General features: G+C 70.3%; 12 protein-coding genes. 8 read left to right on the forward strand and 4 right to left on the reverse strand.

Going from position 1 to position 17927, the window contains the following annotated elements; all coding sequences use genetic code 11:
- Position 1: 1 nt before the first annotated feature.
- The 5 genes from FB457_RS28125 to FB457_RS28145 all read left to right on the forward strand — a co-directional run bounded on the left by FB457_RS28125 (position 2) and on the right by FB457_RS28145 (position 6359).
- Positions 2-1264, forward strand: coding sequence for an ABC transporter substrate-binding protein (locus tag FB457_RS28125; protein WP_047018962.1), 1263 nt, complete (start codon positions 2-4; stop codon positions 1262-1264).
- A gap of 160 nt (positions 1265-1424) precedes the next feature.
- Positions 1425-2255, forward strand: coding sequence for a carbohydrate ABC transporter permease (locus FB457_RS28130; RefSeq protein WP_047020542.1), 831 nt, complete (start codon positions 1425-1427; stop codon positions 2253-2255).
- A complete protein-coding gene (locus FB457_RS28135) occupies positions 2255-3082 on the forward strand; it encodes a carbohydrate ABC transporter permease (protein ID WP_047018963.1) in 828 nt (275 codons plus the stop codon). The genes FB457_RS28130 and FB457_RS28135 overlap by 1 nt, the downstream gene beginning before the upstream one ends.
- A 1-nt stretch (position 3083) precedes the next feature.
- Positions 3084-4319, forward strand: a complete 1236-nt coding sequence (locus tag FB457_RS28140; protein WP_145783673.1) for an enolase C-terminal domain-like protein — start codon at positions 3084-3086, stop codon at positions 4317-4319.
- A gap of 27 nt (positions 4320-4346) precedes the next feature.
- The gene (locus tag FB457_RS28145) at positions 4347-6359 is read left to right on the forward strand and encodes a right-handed parallel beta-helix repeat-containing protein (RefSeq protein ID WP_145783674.1); all 2013 of its coding nucleotides are present in this window, start codon (positions 4347-4349) and stop codon (positions 6357-6359) included.
- A gap of 79 nt (positions 6360-6438) precedes the next feature.
- Here the strand turns inward: FB457_RS28145 and FB457_RS28150 are convergent, their stop codons facing one another.
- From FB457_RS28150 to FB457_RS28165, 4 genes are all read right to left on the reverse strand, one after another.
- Positions 6439-8766 (reverse strand): alpha-glucuronidase family glycosyl hydrolase, encoded by a 2328-nt coding sequence (locus FB457_RS28150; protein WP_145783676.1) that lies wholly within the window; start codon positions 8764-8766, stop codon positions 6439-6441.
- A gap of 119 nt (positions 8767-8885) precedes the next feature.
- The gene (locus tag FB457_RS28155) at positions 8886-10505 is read right to left on the reverse strand and encodes a glycoside hydrolase family 43 protein (RefSeq protein ID WP_047018967.1); all 1620 of its coding nucleotides are present in this window, start codon (positions 10503-10505) and stop codon (positions 8886-8888) included.
- Between the two features lie 30 nt (positions 10506-10535).
- Complete coding sequence (locus tag FB457_RS28160) at positions 10536-12182, reverse strand: ricin-type beta-trefoil lectin domain protein (protein WP_145783677.1); 1647 nt, start codon at positions 12180-12182, stop codon at positions 10536-10538.
- Positions 12183-12330: 148 nt separating this feature from the next.
- Positions 12331-13299 carry a glycoside hydrolase family 6 protein gene (locus tag FB457_RS28165; RefSeq protein ID WP_047018969.1) on the reverse strand — a complete coding sequence of 323 codons (969 nt, stop codon included), beginning with the start codon at positions 13297-13299 and terminating at the stop codon, positions 12331-12333.
- A 320-nt stretch (positions 13300-13619) separates the two neighbouring features.
- Between FB457_RS28165 and FB457_RS28170 the strand changes: the two genes are divergently transcribed.
- From FB457_RS28170 to FB457_RS28180, 3 genes are all read left to right on the forward strand, one after another.
- A complete protein-coding gene (locus tag FB457_RS28170) occupies positions 13620-14630 on the forward strand; it encodes a LacI family DNA-binding transcriptional regulator (RefSeq protein WP_047020543.1) in 1011 nt (336 codons plus the stop codon).
- 299 nt (positions 14631-14929) lie between these two features.
- Positions 14930-16360 (forward strand): endo-1,4-beta-xylanase, encoded by a 1431-nt coding sequence (locus FB457_RS28175; RefSeq protein ID WP_047018970.1) that lies wholly within the window; start codon positions 14930-14932, stop codon positions 16358-16360.
- Between the two features lie 98 nt (positions 16361-16458).
- Positions 16459-17763 carry an RICIN domain-containing protein gene (locus FB457_RS28180; protein WP_078898526.1) on the forward strand — a complete coding sequence of 435 codons (1305 nt, stop codon included), beginning with the start codon at positions 16459-16461 and terminating at the stop codon, positions 17761-17763.
- Positions 17764-17927: the final 164 nt, after the last annotated feature.

The following is a 17927-nucleotide window of genomic DNA, read 5'->3' on the forward strand; positions in this document are numbered from 1 at the left end:
CATGAAGCGGCCAGCACTGTGGTCGGTCGTCCTGGCCGCCGGGCTGCTGTCCGGCTGCGGCAGCGCCGGCTCCGGCTCGTCGTCCGGCACCGCGGACGGCACACTCGTGGTCTGGGACTGGAAGTCCGGAGAGGAGACGGCCGCCTCCTACATCGAGCAGGCGAAAGCCGACTTCGCCGCCCAGCACCCCGATGTGAAGGTCGAGTTCGTGGCCCAGCCCTTCGACCAGTACTACACCCTGCTCGGCACGGCCATTCAGGCCGGCAAGGGCCCCGACGTCATGCTCTTCAACGGCGGCGGCCAGATACGCGACCGCGCGGACGCCCTCCTTCCCCTGGACGAGTACGTCACCGGGGACAGGCAGCGGCTGGCCGGCTGGGAAGCCTTCACCGCGAAGGGCAAGACCTATGCCGCACCGGTGACGTTGCAGGGCCACCCCCTCTACTACAACAAGGCGCTCTACGAAGAGGCCGGGCTCGACCCCGATCGCCCGGCGACCACGTGGAGGGAGTTCACCGACGACTGCGAAGCCATCACCGAGGCGACGGACGCCAGTTGCCTCTCCCTCGGGAACAAGGAGGGCTTCGGCATCCAGTTCTTCCTCTCCGGCCTGGGCCCCGGCGTCCTTACCCCGCGCGAGTACGACGCCTGGATCGCCGGTGACCGGGACTGGAACTCCCCGCGCGTGCGGCGGATCTTCGAACTCTGGAAGGAGACGGGCGACACCGGCCTGAACAACGAGGGGGCCAACTCGACCGCACTCTTCAACGACGCCTTCGCCCTCTTCCAGTCCGGCAAGGCAGCGCACGTCGTCGGGCTCATGTCGGACGTCGGGCACTGGAAGGACTTCGGCGAGTTCCTGGACCCGGACGACATCGGCGTCATGCAGGCTCCGCGTGCCGAGGCCGGCGCCGAGCCCGTCCTGCCGTACGACGGCGGAATCGGCTACGCGGTCGCGAAGTGGACGAAGAAGCCGGCCCTGGCCGCGGACCTGGTGCGCTCCCTGACCTCGAAGGACGCGCTCCAGGCGTTCTACGCCGACGCCGGCGCGGTCGTCTCCGACACCACCGTCGACGTGTCGGACGGCGGCGCGGCCCTGTCCGCGATCACCTCGGAGATCGGCGCCGGCAGACCGGCACTGCACGTCGCGCTCTCCACCGAGACGCTGGATCTGATGGGAAGGCTCTCGCAGCAGATACTCAGCGGGTCGACCGGCGTCGACGAGGCGCTGGAGCAACTGGCCGACTCCGACCGGAAGGGCTGACCTCGTGCTGCTCGGAGGCACGCAGGCGTCGGTCGGCCGGGCCGGTGCCGAGCGGACCGGAGGGACGAAGACCCCGCGGCGCGCACGGCGTGCGAGCGCGGGGACGGGCTCCCCGCGTGCCTTCGGCCCGCAGCGTACCGAGCACCTCGCGCCCTACGTCCTGGTGGCCCCGGCCGTCCTGGTCGTCGCGACGCTGCGGCTGTGGCCACTGCTGCTGGGCGTGAACTACTCCTTCACCGGCGACGGCGCGCGCGACGGGGTCCCGGTCGGCCTGGACAACTACGCCGAACTCTTCGACGACCCGCTCTTCCGCACCGCGTTGGAGAACGTCGGCCTGCTGGTGCTGCTGCTCCCCGTCGCGGTGGCGGTCCCCGGCATGCTGGCGACCTTCATCTTCCTGCGCGTGCCAGGGCACCGGCTCTTCCGGAGCGTCTACTTCTTCCCGGCCGTGCTCTCGCCGGTGATCGTCGGTGCGATCTTCAACCTCCTGCTCGCCTTCGACGGTCCGCTCAACTCCCTTCTGGAGAAGGCCGGCATCGGTGCGGTCGACTGGCTCGGCGATCCGGACGTCGCCATGTTCACCGTCGTCGGCGTGCACGTCTGGGCGACGTTCGGGATGGCCCTGGTGGTCTTCCTCGCCGGCTTCTCCACGCTGGACACCACCCTCCTCGACGCCGCCCGCGTGGACGGTGCGTCGCTCGCCCGGGTCATCCGGCACGTGATCGTCCCCGGCCTGTCCCGCACCATCCAGTTCGTCTTCGTCACCACCATGATCGGGATGCTGACCTCCATGTTCGGCCTGCTCTACGTGATGACCAGCGGCGGACCGGAGGGGTCGACCTACCTGCCGGAGTACTACATCTGGATCCAGCAGGGGCAGATGAACCGCCCGGCGCTCGCCTCGGCCGCCTCGACGGTCCTCTTCCTCATCATGCTCGTGGTGGGGCTGGCCCAGATCGGGCTGCTCCGCCGCGCGGGGAGGGAGAACTGATGCGCGTCCCCCGCCGGAGGCGCTGGGTGGTCGCCGTCCCGATGGCGGCTCTCGCCCTCGCGACGGTCTACCCCCTGGTGTTCACCGCCAACGTCGCCATGAAGTCCCGCCGCGACTACATCCTCGACCGGTTCTCCCCGGCGGACTCCCTGCGCTGGGAGAACATCGCCACGGCGTGGACGAGCGTCGGGCTCGGCCGGTACTTCGTCAACTCCGTCGTCGTGGTGGCGTCCGCCGTCGCGCTCCTCCTGCTGATCGGCTCCATGGCCGGGTTCGCGCTGAGCCACCTGCGGTTCCGGGGGTCACGGGCGCTCTTCCTCTGCTTCCTCGCGGCGCTCTTCGTTCCGTTCCAGGTGGTCATGGTCCCGCTCGCGCAGGTCATGGCGGACACCGGCCTCATCGACACCTACCCCGGGCTGATCCTCGCCTACGTCGCGCAGTTCCTCCCCTTCTCGATCTTCCTGATGACGAGCTACTACTCCGGGATCCCGCGCGAGATCGTGGACGCCGCCCGCGTCGACGGGAACACGCTGTACGGCGTCTACCGGCGGATCATGCTGCCGATCGGCCGTCCCGCACTGCTGTCGGTGGGCATCCTCAACGCCCTGTTCTGCTGGAACGACGTACTCATCTCCCTGCTGATGATGCCGTCCGCCGAACACCGCACGCTCATGGTGGGCGTCACCTCGCTGCGCGGACAGTACTCCGACGACATCCCCACCTTCGCCTCCGGAGTGCTGATCGCCGCCCTGCCGGTCCTCGTGATCTACCTCTTCTTCCAGCGCCAGATAGCCGACGGGATCACCGCCGGCGCCACGAAGGGCTGACATGCGGATCACCGGATATCGCACGCTGACGACCCTCCTCGACTGGGGCCGGCCCGTCGGGGACGCCAACGGCGTCCTCACCGACGGGATCACGCCGGTGCCGGTGGTACTGGTGGACACCGACGCCGGGATCACCGGCGTCGGACTGGGGCCCCACGCGGCAGGGGAAGCCGTCTTCCCCGCCGTCGACGGCGAGGATCCCCGCTGCGTCGGCGCGCTCTACGACGGCATGCTCCGGCAGGCGTTCAAGGCCGGCCATGGCGGAACCGTCTTCGGGACCATCGGCGCGTTCGACACCGCCCTGTGGGACATCAAGGCGAAAGCGGCCGGCGAACCGCTGTGGCGCCTGCTCGGCGGACGGGACCGGCGAGTCCCCGCCTACGCGTCCGGCCTCGACATCGCCCTCGGCGACGACGACCTGGCGACGGTCTATCAGGTCTACGCCGAGCGCGGCCTGCGGGCGGCCAAGCTCAAGGGCGGCCTCGACATCGAGCGGGACCGCGACCGCCTGACCCTCGTACGGGAGGTGCTGACCAGAGCCGGGCGCGGGATGCGGCCCGCCCTGATGCTCGACGTGAACGAGAACTGGACCCGCAAGCAGGCGGTCCGCCACGTCCGGGAGCTGGAGCAGACCCTGGACCTCACCTGGGTGGAGGAGCCCGTCCGGCGCTGGGACGCCGAGGGCCTGGCCGCCGTAGGACGGGGGATCCGCGCCTCGGTGGCGAGCGGGGAGAACCTCACCGGGCTCGAACAGTACCGCCCGCTTCTGGCACAGGGCGCGGTCGACATCGTGCAGGCGGCCGCCGTCTGGGGCGTGACCCACTTCCTGCGGGTGGCCGCCCTGGCGCACGCCCACGACCTGCCGGTGAGCCCGATCGGCGGCTCTCCGATCGCCCTGCTGCACGCCGCGACGGCCGTGCCCAATCACCTCGCGAGCGAACTGCAGAACCTGCTGGAGCCCGTCGGCCTCTCCTTCGACCTGCGGGTCGAGGGCGGTGCCTTCGTCCTCGGCGACTCGGCGGGCCTGGGCGTCGAGGTCGACGAAGAAGCGATCGCGGCGGCGGTACGCCCCGAGCCCCCCGCCGCGTGCGAAGGCCCCGACGTCCGGCCCGAGTACGCCGGACGGCGACTGCTGGCCGTGGAGGACCGCGGCCGCCCCGCCACGCACCACCCCGGGCTTCCCGTGCCCTCCCCGCCGCAGCACCTCGACGGGGTGCCCCACGACGCCCGGCCCTGACTCCCACCGCGAAGAAAGGACACGGCCATGCCCCCACATCGCGCACGGTACGTACGCACCAGAGCGGCGGCGGCTGCCGCGGCCCTGGCCGCCGGACTCCTCGCCGCCCTGCCCACCGAGTCCGTCGCAGCACCCCGGCAGCACACGCTCGTCGTCGCTCCGACCGGCGCTCCGCGGGCCGCCGACGACGGCCCGGGGACCGCCGGGCAGCCGTTGCAGACCCTGGAGGAGGCGCAGCGGCGGGCACGGGGCCTCGCCGCCCGCGGCGACGGAGACGTGAAGGTGAGCCTGCTGAAGGGAATCCACCGTCTCGGCTCCCCGCTGCGCTTCGGGGCCGCCGACTCCGGCCGTGACGGCCACACCGTGACCTGGACGGCGGCACCGGGAGCGGAAGCCGTGGTGAGCGGCGCGGAACCGGTCACGGACTGGGAACTCGACGACCCCGCGACGGGCGTCTACAAGGCCGACGTCGGCACCGGCTTCGACAGCCGGCAGCTCTACGTCGACGGCGTACCGGCACAGCGTGCGCGGACCGGGCTGTCCCGCTCCGACATCACGCTCGACGCGACGGGCTTCACCCTCGACAACCCGGACCTCGCCTACCTCGCCACGCTGCCCGACCAGCGGCGCATCGAACTCCAGGCGAAACTCTCGTTCACCAACCGGTTCGCCCCCGTGCAGAGCATCACCGGCTCACGGGTCGTCATGCAGCAACCGGCCTGGGACAACAACACCTACGGGTACGACACCATCCAGTCCCCGTTCCGTACCCCCGTGTTCTCGCTGCTGAACTCCAAGCGGTTCCTCGACGAGCCCGGTGAGTGGTACCTGGACACCACCGCGGGCACGCTCTACTACAAGCCTCTTCCGGGACAGGACATTCAACGCGCGCAGGTCGAGCTGCCGAGGCTGGAATCGCTGCTGGAGGTCGGCGGCACCTATGACGAACCGGCCCGCAACCTGCGGTTCGAAGGGCTGACCTTCGCCGGCACCACCTGGCTGCACCCCGGCAGCCCCAACGGATACGCCAACCAGCAGACGGGCGCGTTCATCACGGGAGTCCAGCCCCACCGGCCGTCCGACGCCTTCACCTCGTGCGCGGTCGGCTGCCGCGGCTTCGAGGGCGCCCGCAACAACTGGGCACAGGCCCCCGGGGCGGTGCAGGTGTCGGCGGCAGAGGACATCGGCTTCGAGGACAACAGCTTCGTCAACCTCGGCTCCGTCGGCCTCGGCATCGGCAACGACGCCAACGCGCACGGCACCGGCGTGGGACTGGGCGCCAAGAACGTGTCGGTCGTGGGCAACACCTTCACCGCTAGCGCCGGCGGCGGCATCGTGGCCGGCGGGGTGCGCCCGGACGCGCACCACCCGTCCGACGCGCGCATGACCAACAGCGACATCCTGATCAGGAACAACCGCATCCACTCCACGGCGCTCGAATACGTCGACCAGGACGGCATCTTCGCCAGCTACATATCCGGACTGGCCATCGAGCACAACTACGTCTCCGACATGCCCTACACCGGCATCGGGATCGGTTACGGCTGGGGCGCCAACGATCCCGGCGGCAGCCCGGAGTACGTCAACCGCGGGCTCTACGACTTCCAGCCGGTCTACCAGACTCCCACGACGCTGCGTGACGTGCGTGTCGTGGGAAACCATGTGCGCAACGTCGTGCAGACGATGTTCGACGCCGGCTGCATCTACAGCCTCTCCGCGATTCCGGGCGGCGTCGTCGACGAGAACTACTGCGAGAACAGCGGGCAACTCGGCCTGTACTTCGACGAGGGCTCCCGCTACCTCAGCGGCAGCCGCAACGTCTTCGTCCGCAGCGCCGGGCAGTGGGCGCACGCCAACAACCAGAACGGCAACCGCACCGGCGACCTCACCCTGGTCGGCAACTACACGACCAACCCCGCCATCACCGGCATCGTCGACGGCCAGCGCGGCAACGTCGCCCGCGACAACGTCACCTTCGACGTGGGCGACATCCCCGCCGGGGCCCGCGAAGTGATCTCCCGAGCGGGCCCGACCGGCTAGCGGACCGGCGGGCACGGGCACCGCGGCCGGCGGTGCCCGTGCCGGCGGCCGGGCGCGGTTCAGTCCGGTTCAGTCCGGTTCAGTCCGGTACGCGGACGTCTCTGCCGCTGAACCGCTGCCAGTAGCTCACGCACGTGTCCCGCCAGTCGGCCGCGTCCGTCTCGTGGAGCGCCAGCTTGGCCCTGACCTCGGCGAACCGGCGGGCGTCGAGCCAGGGTTCCAGCGAGTCCCAGGTGCGGCGCATGCCGCTGACGTACCGGACACCCGAGTAGTAGTGGTGGACGAGTTCGTCCCAGAAGATCCTGCCGCTGCTCATGGGGCGGTCCCAGGGCACGTGATGGAACCACATCATGAGGTTCTCGGGGACGGTGTCGATGTCCGAGTAGGCCGCTTCCAGGGTGGGGGAGTACTGGGCGGTGAAGTTGCTTCCGGTGGGGGAGCGGTCGTAGCCGAGGCCGGCGCTGTCCGCCTTGTTGTAGTAGACGGGGTTCCAGTCCTCGCGCGGGAGGTGTGATTCCGAGGGGCCGGGGCCGTAGTGGACGTCGGCGGTGAACTGGTGGGCGATCCCGAGGGGGGTCTGGTAGCTCACCAGCGCTTCCCAGGAGCCCATCATCATGGAGACGATCGCGTCGACGACCTTCCGGTTGGTGCTCCAGGTCATCCGCACCCAGTCGGCGGCGATGTCCGCCGAGTCCGCGGTCCAGTCCCAGGACTGGCGGCCGAAGGCGTACAGGTTCGCCTGGGAGAAGTGGTGTCCGGTCAGGTTGTCCGCGTTGCCCAGGTTGGCCACGCCGACGACGGCGGTGTCCGAGTGGCCCTGGGCCGTTCCGTCCACGACGTGGCCGACCAGGCGCCTGTCGAGGGGCCGGCCCCGCGCGTCCGTGGCGTGGGTGTCGGTCTTGAGGATCTCCTCCCACATGGGCGCCAAGAAGCAGAGCATCCGGTTCTGGCCGGTGTACTCCTGGGTGATCTGGAGTTCGAGGGCCTGGTTGGTGTTCTCCATCCGGCCGAACATCGGGTGGACGGGCTCCCTGGCCTGGAAGTCCAGGGGACCGTTCTTGGTCTGGAGGAACACGTTGTCCAGGAAGCGGCCGGAGGTTCCGTCGGGCTGGGCCTCGTCGTCGATGTGGCCGAACTCCAGGTAGGCGCGCTTCAGCCGGTCGCTGTCGACGTCGGGGTTGTAGACGAAGGTCCGCCAGTAGATCTTCAGGCCGAGAGGTGCCAGGGCGGCCGCCATGCCGTTGGCGCCGTCTCCGTGGTCGTAGCCGAAGTCCTGGGGGCCCGGCTGGCCCTCGGAGTTGGCCTTCACGGTGAAGCCGAGGAAGTCGGGTATGGATTCCTGGATCCGCCGGGCCCTCCGCGTCCACCAGGCCCGGAAGTCGGCGTCCGTGGGCGCCATCTGCTCCTCGGTGAGCGTGTCCGGTGCGAAGCGGCCGTCCATGGGCGCCGCGTACCGGATGGAGAGGGCGAGCCTGATCCCGTACGGCCGCAGCGCGTCGGCCAGCGCGGCTTCCTGGGCGATGTACGCGGGGGTGAGGTAGCGGTTGTCGGCGTTGACGTTGTTGATGGTGATCCCGTTGATCCCGACGGAGGCCATCGCCCGCGCCGCCACGAGGTAGCGGTCGAGGACGACCGGCAGGTTCAGCGGGGCACTGGCGCCGGTCGCGGCGAAGTTGAAGATCGCGCCGTTCTCGCCGCGCAGCCCGCCCGTGCCCGCCTCGTCGTTGCCGGCGTAGAGGCGCTCAGTGTCCCAGTAGTTCAGGTGGCGGTTGGCGACCCTCGGGGTCTCGGTGAGCGCCAGGTCCGTGATCGGCTTGTGCGTCTGGATGCGCCGCAGGAAGGCGAACGTGCCGTACAGCGCGCCCACTTCCGTGGTGCCCGCGATGAGGGTGAACGCCCGGCGCCCCTGGGAGACCGACCTGATGACGAACCCGTCCCGGCCCGCGCGCTCCAGCTCGCCGGCCGGCAGGAACCGGCGTACGGCCCGTGAACTCTCCGGGGTCCCCACGACGACGGCGCCGTCGGGCGGGACGTCCCCCGGCCGCGGGAGTGCCCGCACCGGCCGGTCCAGCAGCCCGCTCAGGCCCCTGACCAGCTCCTCCCTGGCCGCCTCCAGGGTGGAGGCCATCAGCCGCTCGGCCGATCCCGGAGCCATGCTCAGGTCCGGTGTGTGGCGGTACGAAGCGTTCCGGTCGGCGTTCTCTACGACGACGGCGGTCACCTGCCGCCGGTACTGCCCGAGCAGGTGCGGATCGCGGACGGGCACGTAGCGCAGCCACATGTCGGAGCCGTCGTACTCGTCGTCGCGCGGCCCGGCGGGACCGAACGGCGCGCCCTCCGTGTCCCGTGCCCCCGCGGGTCCGCCCGCGTTCGCCCCCAGGGCCGCGCCCGCCGCGACCGCACTCATGAACGACCGTCTCTTTATTGACATGAACCTGTCTTACCAAATCCCTCTCTGCTTGTCAGTCCCAGGAACGCTGGTCATGTCTGTGAACATCCTTCGCGAGAGCGCCTCCGCCCCTCGGATCAGGGAGTCGCCAGGTCGAATCGCGCCACCCTCACGCTGCCACCGAGTGCCCGGGTGGCGTGGTTGAACACGGCATAGCGGTAGCCCATGAAGAACTGCCAGGCGTTGTTGAGCGTGAAGGCGGGCCCGAGAGGGCTGAAGCCGCTGCCGTCGGTGCTGTACGAGAACTGGGCCTGCCGTCCGCTCCCGGGCCGGATGTCGGCGCGGGCGCGCAGCCATATCCGGCTGCCCGTGAAGCCGGCGCTCGCGCGCTCGGTGCCCTTGCCGGTGGTGTTCCAGCTGCCGTCCATGGTCAGGCCGTCGACCATCACCACGCGCGTCGTGCCCCCCTCGCGCTTGAGCCCGATCCAGGCGGAGGAGTCGCGCAGCATGGCCAGACCCGCCCGGTCGCCGTCGGCCATCTGGGAGCAGTCGAGCTCGATCGTGGCGGTGGAGGTGGGCCCCTGGATGCGATGGGTCAGGGTGTTGCGGGCGCCGTACAGGTCGTCGGTCACCGTCGCGGTGCGCAGGGTCAGCCCGCTGCCCACGGAGAATCTGCCGGTGTCGGGGTTGTGGTTCCACTCCCACTGCGGGCCCAGCCGGGTGCCCTGGAATGTGTCCGTGCCGGTCATCGGCGCGACGGGGCGCAGGGGCAGCGGTGCGGTGTACGACTGCCCCCAGGCACCGTTCACGAGTTGCAGCACGGGCCAGCCGTCCCCGGTCCACGTGATCGGGGCGAGCGCCGGGACCCGGCCGCCGGGGTACGCGTCGACGAAGGCCATGTAGTGCCACTGTCCGCCCGGAGTGCTCACCAGGCCGCCCTGGTGCGGCACTCCGCCGCCCGCGATCGGCCCGGGCAGGTTGAGGAGCAACTGCCGCATCTCGTACGGGCCGAAGGGGCCGGAGCTGGACTTCAGGATGTACTGGCCGTTGGCCGGGCGGGTGAGGAAGATGTAGTACTTCCCGTTGATCTTGTAGAAGCGGGCTCCTTCCAGGGTGCCGACGCTCTGCGGGGTGCTGAACACCTGCTGGGAGCGGACCTGGGTGCGCGCGTCCGGCGAGAGCTGGGCGACGTGGATGGCGGTGTTGCCGTAGGCCACGTAGGGAGTGTCGTCATCGTCGAAGAGCAGCCCCGCGTCGTAGTAGACGTTGCCGAGGGAGGCGTGTCTGGTCCACGGACCTTCGACGGACGCGGCGGTGTAGAGGTAGGTGCGGGCGAAGTCGATCTGGCCCACCCAGTAGAACGTGCGGCTGCTCGGGCGGTAGCCCAGGGAGGAGGCCCAGATGCCGCGGACGTAGCCGCGGCCGCCGTTCAGGTCGTACTTGCTCCCGAAGTCCAGCACCGGCACCGAGTGGCCGGCGAACTCCCAGTTGACCAGGTCGTAGGAGCGCAGGATGGGCGCGCCCGGCGAATAGTGCATCGTCGAGGCGGAGTAGTAGTAGGTGTCGCCGACGCGGATGATGTCGATGTCCGCGAAGTCCTGCCAGAGGACGGGGTTCGTGTACGTCGCCAGCGCGGCGTTCGCCGCGGCCGGCCGGGCATGGGCGGGGTGTGCGAGGGGCAGCGCGGTCGCGGCGGCCAGGCCGGTGGCGGCCGTCAGTACGCTCCGGCGGCTCCAGGGGCGCAGTGGGTCGGACATGGGGGGTCGGCCTCCTCGGTCGTATGGGGGTCAGCTACGGGTCCACCGCTGGTGGGTCTGGCCGCCGCAGGCCCCCAGGACCAGCCGCGAGCCGTTCGCGGTGGCCGCACCGCTCGTCTCCAGGCACAGTCCGGCGTGCACGTTGCGGATCGAACCGTCGGCGGCGAAGCTCCACTTCTGGTTGTCCTGGCCGTTGCAGGTCCAGGTGATCACCGGGGTGCCGTTCGCGGTCCCCTGGTTCTCGGCGTCCAGGCACTTGTCGCCGAAGACGCGGATCTCTCCGCCGGCCCACGTCGTCCAGAGCTGGTTGGCGGCGGTGTGGCAGTCCCAGATCACGGCGGCGGCGCCCGCGGCCGTGGAGGAGTTCTCCACATCGAGGCAGCGGCCGGAACCGTTACCCCGGATCCGGGAGGTCTCGGCGGCGAGCGGCGTGCCCCCGGTGATCCGGAAGGCCGTCACGCCGTGCGCCGGCACGCTCGCGCTGATCTGGCCGCTCGTGCTCGACGTGGCACCGGTCCACAGGTCGGTGAGCGTGAACGCCCCGCCGGCCAGGCCGATCTGTGCGGCCGAGGCGCTGACGGTGGCGGTGCTGCTGCCGCGGTTGAAGAGGCCGACGGCGACCGAGCCGTCGGACAAGGGCTTGGCGAACACCTCGGTGGCGCCGTCATCGCGGACCCGCCGTCCGCCGGCGCCCAGGGGATCCTGGTTCACCGCCAGCAGCCGCTGGTTGCGCAACACCGCGCTGACGTCGGCGGACATGGTGCGGATGTCGTTGCCCGCCATCAACGGCGCGGCCATCAGCGCCCAGAGGGTGAAATGCGACCGCGACTCGGTCAGCGACAGCCCCGGCCTGCCCACGACCAGCATGTCCGGATCGTTCCAGTGGCCCGGGCCGGCCTGGGCGGCGAGCGGGGCGTTGACGTCGACGACGTTGCCGACGCCCATCGGGTAGCTGTTGACGTTGCCGTTCTGCCAGATGTCGAGCAGATCCTCGGTGGTGCGCCACAGGTCGGCGACCTCGCCCCAGTTGTACGTGGAGCCGGTGATCGCGTGGAAGCTGTTCGGGTTGATGCTGTAGACGATGGGCCTGCCGGTGTCCCGCAGGGCGTCGCGCATCAGGGAGAACCGGGCGACCTGCTCGTCGCGCGTGCCCGCGGGCGAGCACCAGTCGTACTTGAGGTAGTCCACGCCCCAGGAGGCGAAGGTACGGGCGTCCTGCACCTCGTGCCCCATGCTGCCGGTCGAGCCGGGGAACGTGCCGACGCGCTGCGCACAGGTGCGCTCGGTGGGCACCTGGTAGAGGCCGAACTTCAGGCCGCGGCTGTGGATGTAGTCGCCCAGCGCCTTCATCCCGCTGGGAAACTTCGCCGGGTGGGCGCGCAGGTTGCCCTGGGCGTCACGCTGCGGGTCGAACCAGCAGTCGTCGACCACCACGTACTCGTAGCCCGCATCCCGCATGCCCGAGCTGACCATGGCGTCCGCCGCCTGGCGCACCATGTCCTCGGTGACGCCGCAGCCGAAGCTGTTCCAGCTGTTCCAGCCCAGCGGCGGGGTGACGGCCGGGCTGCCGGGTGCGGCCTGGGCGACCGGCTGGTGGGGCGCGGCGCCGGAGAGCGCCAGCACCGCGGCCGCCGCCGCGAGCAGGCGGGCCAGTCGCCTTCGTGATCGGGTGAGCATTGCGGCTCCTTCCGGCGCACCCGTCCCGCGGGAGTCCCGCTCGCCGCGGGACGGGCGGTCGCCTGTGGCTGTCCGGTGTGCGGCGGGTGGTGTCGGCCCGGGCATGCGGGCCCGGGCACGGAGCGGGAGGCTTGCCCGGTGCGGGGTGTCAGTAGCCGTAGATCATCTTGTAGGCGACCTCGGGCAGGAACTGCCCGGCGGTGGAGCCTCCTCCGACACCGCAGTTGCCGTCGGACTCTCCCGGGGTCTTGACCCACAGGAGCATCTCGGCGCCGCCTCCCTGCTGGGTGGGCGTGCCGATCTTGCGCCCGCCGGGGTTGCACCACTCGCCGTTCGAGCCGTTGCCGTTGCGGCTGGTGTCCACGACGAACGGCTTGCTGTAGCCGTAGCGCTGGCCCAGTGCCTGGTTGACGCCGCCGGCGTAGGACACGTTCTCCGAGGTGGTGAAGTAGTTCGAGACGTTGAGGGAGAAGCCCCTGGCGAGGCTCAGCCCGGAGGAGTGCAGACGCTGGGCCATGGTCGAGGCGTCGACCCAGCGGGGGTTGCCCGCGTCGAGATAGACCCAGGCGTTCGGCGCGCTGGACCGGAACTGCGAGAGGGCGTTGGTGAGCATGTTCTGCCGCTCGGCGATCTGCGCCTGGGACATGCAGCTGTAGTCGCCGAGGGCGTCGGGCTCCAGGACGACGACTGCCGGACGGCTGCCGATACCGCGGGCGAAGGAGTCGATCCACCTGGCGTACTCGGACGGCGACGAGGCCCCACCGCCCGAGTGCCCGCCGCAGGCGTCACGGCCGTACATGTTGTACGCGACGAGGAGCGGCAGCTTGTCGGCCGCCTGGGCCGCCCCGGTGTAGGACCCCACGGCGGAGCCGATGTCGCCGCTCCAGGAACCGAACCAACGGGCCATGGGGGTACCGGCGATGGAGTTGCGGATCGCGGCGGCCCGGCCGTCTCCGGGGTTGGCGGCCGACCAGACCGCGGGGCTGGAGTTCGGGTCGACGTAGAAGCCGCTGGTCATGGCGAGCGGGGTGGGCGCCGCCTGCGCGGATGGAGACGACGCCAGGAACAGCGGCAGAGCGAGGAGCGCCGCCACCGCCCCGCGTATGAGTTTGCGCATCGGTGAACCTCATTCATGAAGGGGAACGCCGCGAGGCTCTCGTCCTGAGCCCGCGGCATGACGGTGCGACGATGTCGGGCTGCCGCACTCCGAGCACGAGTGGCGCACGGGAGCACCGGCCCTTGGGAGCGCTCCCAATTTGTGGCAGAGATTCGCGAGTGCTACCGGTCATCGTGTGGGCGCTGATGGGAACCTGTCAAGAGTTGGCGCGCGGTCACTCTTCACCGGAGGGCGGGCAGTCGTTAGGGTCCCGGGACTGGAAGCGCTCCCGGCGTATGGGGGACGTCCTCGCAACCACGCTCGGAGAGGCCCCGGGATCCATGACAGACGTGCCGCGCCGGCAGCCCACGCTCGACGAAGTGGCCGAGCGCGCCGGCGTCTCCCGCTCGGCCGCCTCGCGGGTCCTCAACAACGCGCCCCACGTCAGCCCGGCGAAGCGTGCGGCGGTCCTGCGGGCCATCAGGGAACTCGACTACGTGCCGAACACGACGGCGCGGGCGCTGGCCACCCGCCAGAGAGGCGCGGTCGCTCTCGTCATCTCGGGCGAGGCTCCGTCGATCTTCGCGGACCCGTTCTTCGCGAAGGTGATCGTCGGAGCTTCCGGCGCCCTGGAGGGGGCCGACCTGCATCTGATGCTGTGCCTCGCGGCAAGCGAGCGCAGCCGGGGGCGGCTCGCGGGACTCCTGCGCGCCCGGGGCGTCGACGGCGCCATGTTCATGGCCGTCCGGGAGAACGACCCCGTGCTCCACCTCGCCCGGGAGGCGGAGGTCCCCGTCGTCTTCGGCGGGCGCCCGGCGGGATTCGATCCGCCGAGGTACGTGGACGTCGACAACGCCGGTGGCGCCCGCGAGGCCACGGAGCACCTGCTCGCCCGCGGCCGGAGGCGGGTGGGCATGATCTGCGGATTGCCGGACACCGAGGCGAGCCGTGCGCGTCACCGCGGCTACCGGGAGGCCATGATCCTCGCAGGGCTGCGGCCTCTCCCACCGGAGTACGGGGACTTCACCGAACCCAGCGGCGCCGCCGCCATGGCGACGCTGCTGAAGCGGCAGCCGGAGCTGGACGGGGTGTTCGCCGCCAACGACAACATGGCGGCCGGCGCGCTGCGCACGCTGCGCGGCTCGGGCCGTGCGGTGCCCGCCGACGTCGCGGTCGTGGGATTCGACGACCTGGACATCGCACGGATCGCCGAACCGTCGCTGACCACGGTCCACCAGCCCATCGAAGCCCTGGGCAACGAGATGGCGCGCATGCTCGCCGGGCTCATCGCGGGTGAGGACCCCAGCTCCCTGATCCTCCCCACCCACCTCGTCGCACGCTCCAGCACGTGAACTGCGCGGGCTGTTCGAAATTTTCGAGCCGTTAACGGAAACTTTTTCTGCGAAGAGTGTTGACGACCCACGCCCACCCCTCAATCATCCTCGTCTGAGGGGCTGACCATAGTTCGAGATTTCGAACCTACAGATTCCCCCGCACTGCGGCACGACAGATCCGCGCACCACAGCACCAGTGCCACCCCGTTTCATCCCGGTGAGGTTCGCACGAGTGCGTCCTGGCTCTTCGCACCGTCGGAGAGGTACGCGGCGCCGCGTGGCGGCCTCCCGGCCTCTTCTACCTTGGAGGCACAGTCATGGGCTCGTATGCCCTTCCCAGACCCGTCGTTCGCCGGAAGCTCCGCGGTGTGCTGCTGGCGTTGGTCGTCTGCGTCCTCGGCGCGGTCGGCACGCTGGCCGCGCCGCCGCCCGCGCACGCCGCGGAGAGCACGCTCGGCGCCGCGGCGGCGCAGAGCGGCCGCTACTTCGGCACCGCCATCGCCTCGGGCAGGCTGGGCGACTCGGCGTACACGTCGATCGCGAGCCGCGAGTTCAACTCGGTGACGGCCGAGAACGAGATGAAGATCGACGCCACCGAGCCGCAGCGGGGCCAGTTCAACTTCAGCGCCGGTGACCGCGTCTACAACTGGGCGGTGCAGAACGGCAAGGAGGTGCGCGGCCACACCCTGGCCTGGCACGCCCAGCAGCCCGGCTGGATGCAGAGCCTCAGCGGCAACGACCTGCGCCAGGCGATGATCGGCCACATCAACGGCGTGATGGGCCACTACAAGGGCAAGATCACCCAGTGGGACGTCGTGAACGAGGCGTTCGCCGACGGCAGTTCGGGCGCACGGCGCGACTCCAACCTCCAGCGCACCGGCAACGACTGGATCGAGGTCGCTTTCCGCACCGCGCGTGCCGCCGACCCGGCCGCCAAGCTCTGCTACAACGACTACAACATCGAGAACTGGACCTGGGCCAAGACCCAGGCCGTGTACGCCATGGTGCGGGACTTCAAGCAGCGCGGCGTGCCGATCGACTGCGTCGGCTTCCAGTCGCACTTCAACAGCGGCAGCCCGTACAACAGCAACTTCCGCACCACCCTGCAGAGCTTCGCCGCCCTCGGCGTCGACGTGGCCATCACCGAACTCGACATCCAGGGTGCCTCGCCCACGACGTACGCCAACGTGACCAACGACTGCCTGGCCGTCCCGCGCTGCCTGGGCATCACCGTCTGGGGTGTGCGCGACACCGACTCCTGGCGGGCACAGGACACGCCGCTGCTCTTCAACGGCGACGGCAGCAAGAAGCCGGCCTACACCGCCGTCCTCAACGCGCTCAACGGCGGCTCCACCACACCGCCGGGGGATTCCGGGCAGATCAAGGGCGTCGCTTCCGGCCGCTGCCTTGACGTGCCGAACGCCAGCACGTCCGACGGCACCCAGGTCCACCTGTGGGACTGCCACAGCGGCACCAATCAGCAGTGGGCCGCCACCGACGCCGGCGAGCTGCGGGTCTACGGCAACAAGTGCCTGGACGCGGCCGGCACCGGCAACGGCGCCAGAGTCCAGATCTATAGCTGCTGGGGCGGCGACAACCAGAAATGGCGCCTCAACTCCGACGGATCCATCGTCGGCGTCCAGTCCGGCCTCTGCCTCGACGCCGCCGGAGCCGGCACCGCCAACGGCACCCTGATCCAGCTCTATTCCTGCTCGAACGGCAGCAACCAGCGCTGGACCCTCACCTGAGCGGATCTGTCGAACGAAAGGGTGAATCGATGAAGACCTACGGTGCTGTTTCCTCCGCCCCTCCACGAAGACATCGCTGGTGGTCCCGGATCGCCGCCGTGGTGGCGGCGGCCCTCGCGATCGGCATGCTCGCCGTGGTGAATCCGGCGCCCGCCGCGGCGGCGACGGTGGACACCAACGCCTGGTACGTCCTGGTCAATCGCACCAGCGGCAAGGCGCTCGACGTCTCCGGCGTGTCCACCGCCGACGGCGCGCGGGTCAGCCAGTGGACGCGCCACGACGGGGCCAACCAGCAGTGGCAGTTCGTGGACTCCGGCGGCGGCTTCTACCGGCTCAAGGCCCGGCACTCCGGGAAGGTCCTCGACGTGTCCGGCGCCTCGACCGCCGACGGTGCCGCGATCCAGCAGTGGGCCGACCACAACGGGGCCAACCAGCAGTTCCGCCTGGCCGACTCCGACGCGGGCCACGTCCGGCTCATCAACCGCAACAGCGGCAAGGCGGTGGAGGTGCAGGACGGCTCCACCGCCGATGGCGCCAACGTCGTCCAGTACGCCGACTGGGGCGGTGCCAACCAGCAATGGCAGATGGTCAAGCTCTCCTCCGACGGCGGCGGGGGCGGATGCGGCAGCCCTCCGACCCTGACGAGCGGTACGCACACGATTCAGAGCGGCGGCAAGAGCCGCAGCTTCATCCTCAGGGTCCCCGCCAACTATGACAACAGCCACCCCTACCGGCTGATCTTCGCGTTCCACTGGCGGGGCGGAACCGCCGGCGAGGTCGCCTCGGGCGGAACCAGCGGGACCGCCTGGTCCTACTACGGCCAGCAGGAACAGTCGAACAACAGCGCCATCCTGGTCGCCCCCCAGGGCCTCGGAAACGGCTGGGCCAATTCGGGCGGTGAGGACGTCACCTTCGTCGACGACATGATCCGTCTGATCGAGGGCGACCTCTGTGTCAACACGGCACAGCGATTCGCCACCGGATTCAGTTGGGGCGGCGGCATGAGCTACGCGCTCGCCTGCAGCCGGGCGAACGTCTTCCGGGCCGTCGCGGTCATCTCCGGCGCCCAGATCAGCGGATGCAGCGGCGGCACCCAGCCCATCGCCTACTTCGGAATCCACGGCATCAGCGACTCCGTCCTCAACATCGCGCAAGGACGGTCCCTGCGCGACAAATTCGTCGGCAACAACGGCTGCACCCCCCAGAGCCCGCGTGAGCCCGCCCCGGGCAGCCGGACGCACATCACCACCACCTACACGGGCTGCCGTGCCGGGTACCCGGTCCAATGGGCCGCGTTCGACGGCGGCCACATCCCCGGTCCGGTCGACGGCTCCCCCAACGAAAGCGGCGTCACCACCTGGACCAAGGCGGAGATCTGGAGGTTCTTCGCACAGTTCCAGTGACACGCCCGCACCACGGAGTGGAGCCGGGACGATCCCGGCTCCGCTCCGCCGGCGTCCGTCCCGGCCGCGTCCGGGCCGGAGGGGTTCCGGATGCGACCAGGGATGTACGGCCCGCCCGCGTACAGTCGGCTCCTCGCCTTCGCGGTCGCCGCGCTCGGCGGGGC

This window comes from Streptomyces sp. CNZ287, assembly GCF_007827615.1.

Bases quoted from the DNA above. Each gene is read 5' to 3' on its own strand.
- FB457_RS28140 (WP_145783673.1), top strand. From the start codon at position 3,084: ATGCGGATCACCGGATATCGCACGCTGACGACCCTCCTCGACTGGGGC.
- FB457_RS28155 (WP_047018967.1), bottom strand. From the start codon at position 10,505: ATGTCCGACCCACTGCGCCCCTGGAGCCGCCGGAGCGTACTGACGGCC.
- FB457_RS28135 (WP_047018963.1), top strand. From the start codon at position 2,255: ATGCGCGTCCCCCGCCGGAGGCGCTGGGTGGTCGCCGTCCCGATGGCG.
- FB457_RS28160 (WP_145783677.1), bottom strand. From the start codon at position 12,182: ATGCTCACCCGATCACGAAGGCGACTGGCCCGCCTGCTCGCGGCGGCG.
- FB457_RS28175 (WP_047018970.1), top strand. From the start codon at position 14,930: ATGGGCTCGTATGCCCTTCCCAGACCCGTCGTTCGCCGGAAGCTCCGC.
- FB457_RS28165 (WP_047018969.1), bottom strand. From the start codon at position 13,299: ATGCGCAAACTCATACGCGGGGCGGTGGCGGCGCTCCTCGCTCTGCCG.
- FB457_RS28170 (WP_047020543.1), top strand. From the start codon at position 13,620: ATGACAGACGTGCCGCGCCGGCAGCCCACGCTCGACGAAGTGGCCGAG.
- FB457_RS28145 (WP_145783674.1), top strand. From the start codon at position 4,347: ATGCCCCCACATCGCGCACGGTACGTACGCACCAGAGCGGCGGCGGCT.
- FB457_RS28125 (WP_047018962.1), top strand. From the start codon at position 2: ATGAAGCGGCCAGCACTGTGGTCGGTCGTCCTGGCCGCCGGGCTGCTG.
- FB457_RS28150 (WP_145783676.1), bottom strand. From the start codon at position 8,766: ATGAGTGCGGTCGCGGCGGGCGCGGCCCTGGGGGCGAACGCGGGCGGA.